The organism is Acidithiobacillus albertensis (assembly GCF_001931655.1).
GTDB lineage: Bacteria > Pseudomonadota > Gammaproteobacteria > Acidithiobacillales > Acidithiobacillaceae > Acidithiobacillus > Acidithiobacillus thiooxidans.
Window position 1 is genome coordinate 1 of the sequence record NZ_MOAD01000099.1, and the last position, 2,152, is coordinate 2,152.

3 protein-coding genes are annotated in these 2,152 nt (G+C 47.2%); 2 read left to right on the forward strand and 1 reads right to left on the reverse strand.

All coding sequences use genetic code 11. The annotated features are described in order from the left end of the window. Positions 1-132: 132 nt before the first annotated feature. Complete coding sequence (locus tag BLW97_RS18270) at positions 133-699, reverse strand: carbohydrate porin (protein ID WP_075324190.1); 567 nt, start codon at positions 697-699, stop codon at positions 133-135. Positions 700-993: 294 nt separating this feature from the next. Here BLW97_RS18270 and BLW97_RS18880 point away from each other — a divergent pair, with 294 nt between their 5' ends. After that, positions 994-1,449 carry a cytochrome P460 family protein gene (locus tag BLW97_RS18880; protein WP_143214995.1) on the forward strand — a complete coding sequence of 152 codons (456 nt, stop codon included), beginning with the start codon at positions 994-996 and terminating at the stop codon, positions 1,447-1,449. A 355-nt stretch (positions 1,450-1,804) separates the two neighbouring features. After that, a complete protein-coding gene (locus BLW97_RS18280; protein WP_242947879.1) occupies positions 1,805-2,053 on the forward strand; it encodes a DsrE family protein in 249 nt (82 codons plus the stop codon). Positions 2,054-2,152: the final 99 nt, after the last annotated feature.

Genomic DNA, 2,152 nt, shown 5'->3' on the forward strand with positions numbered 1-2,152 from the left:
CAGCGCATCGCCAGATAGCCCACCGTCAGATAATCGGCCAGACGAGCGCCTACAGGTAATTGTGCTTTGGTACGTGCCATTGCCATGTCTCCCCAGAAACAAAACATGGCGGTTATTCTGACAGAAAATTACCTATCTAAACAGTATTGCCCCTAAACTGGAGTAAGGATAAGTGGGGGTGTAGGGAATATTGACCGTTATGGTGGGATAAATGCCATAGGAGGCATTAAATAAGTCGCTGGCTACACTAGTATCGTTGAAATAGTCATTGGGGTTGATCAATCCCAGTCGGACTGTATATCTCCCAAGTCTTTGACGATAAAACGCCTTATAGAGGTGGGCTATATGCGGATAGGGGGTGGTGAGATTGGATACGCCTTGAAGATCTCCGACATACAGACTGTCAGGGTTACTCCCATCTGCAGCAAGTCCTTCGATTACAAACAGACCGCCTTGCCACCATCCGGCTTCGCTGGTATGCAGTGCAAAGCCACCTAACCATAATCCCGTCGCCGTTGTGCCAGGAGCGATGCCCCCATTAAGATTGGAAACACTTTCAATACGGCCCTGCATGACCAGGGACAATCCTTTCCATGAATTCACGTAAGTTTTTTCGGGAATAGATAAGCTTGCGCTAGACGCCCAGGCAGGGAGACTGAAAAAAAGGAGGAGAACGATCCAGTTCCAGTTAATGGTCATGTTAAAGCTATTTCCAGTCAGCAACACATAGGAAGTTGTGAAGAAAAGTGAAAAAAATGTGCTATAGTTAGTTGTAATCTTTTTTCTTGTTCAATGCAAAAATACCTTTCGTCATTGTGGTGATGCCAGCGAAGGTTCAAGAATGGGGGGTACGTTGTCATGCATGCACTGAAATCTGTAGTTGCAACCTCTCTCATCTGCTGTTCTGCTACGTTAGCATGGGCGCATACTGAAGCACCCAGTCCCAAGGGTTTGTGGAAAGAAATTCAATCGCTCCAAAAAAGTGATGCAATCATGCCTGGAAGCGTTCCCTATCAGTTAGGATCGCGAACGGTCGACCCGTACACTGTGGATCTTGCCAACTCTTTGGCAAAGTCCAGTGTTGAGAAAGCGGGTGGCATTTTGAAAGTGACGCGCTACAGCAACGGAAGCTTGGTGGTCAAAGAGAACTATAACGCACACAAGCAATTGGTAGGCGTTACCGCTATGTTAAAGGCAGCCCATTATGATCCTGCGGATCGTAACTGGGTGATGGCTTCCTATGACCCTACTGGGAAAGTCCTAGCCTTTGGCAAAGTGGGTAGTTGTATTGCCTGTCACGTATTGGTTCGTCATCAGGATCTGGTATTTGCTCCACCGCCCACACAGCTAGTCTCGATAACAACCTGGAAGGCCTTTTTCTCAAAGCAGGAAATGAATCCGGCTTATGTAGCGCTCATCCGAAAATATCCCAAGGCTGTTGTGCAGTAGACAGAACGCACCATGAGCTGGCCTTTCTGCCCCCTATGCGCAGGAATCCGACCTCAACGAATACTTGAATCGGGACGTTAAAACCGCTCTGCGCACAAGCGCGGGCATAAGAGTGGCGAAGCTCGTGATCTTGTCCGGTATTTCGCGCAGGCGCTCCATGAAGGCCATTATATCCACTTTGAAGATGGTGTCAGAAACCTAGGGTTTGAGGGAGCGCAAATACAGCGCATTTTATTATCAATTAATATATGAGCATGAATTATTCCTTGTGGTCCTTTAAACACAAATCATTGTACTCTTTTGTCCACTTTAAAGTAGTTCCTCTCCAAATGTGGCTTTTGGTCCTGGCATAAAAATGTATTTTCCCAACAGTCCGGTAGCAAGTCGAATTGCTGCGATTAATGCTGAAGGTGTGGAATTTGATGTTTGCCACAACAGTATGGAGGCCTTCAAGAAGAAAACCGGCCATCTTCCCAAGTTGGATCCTTCGGTAGTCATTGTTTCGGCAGGCATCGTGCGTATCATGCAGTTGGAGCACGCTGGCTTCGATTATTATGGTGGACCCCTCTGTCAAGACAATAATCAGCCGAGTTTAAGAGGGTAACCTTTCACACGCAGCGGCACGGCGCTGCCCCGGTTTTGCTTCTGATTCTGTTTCCTGACGATTTTCTTTTTTCGCGGTGAATTTTTCCACTATCGTTGC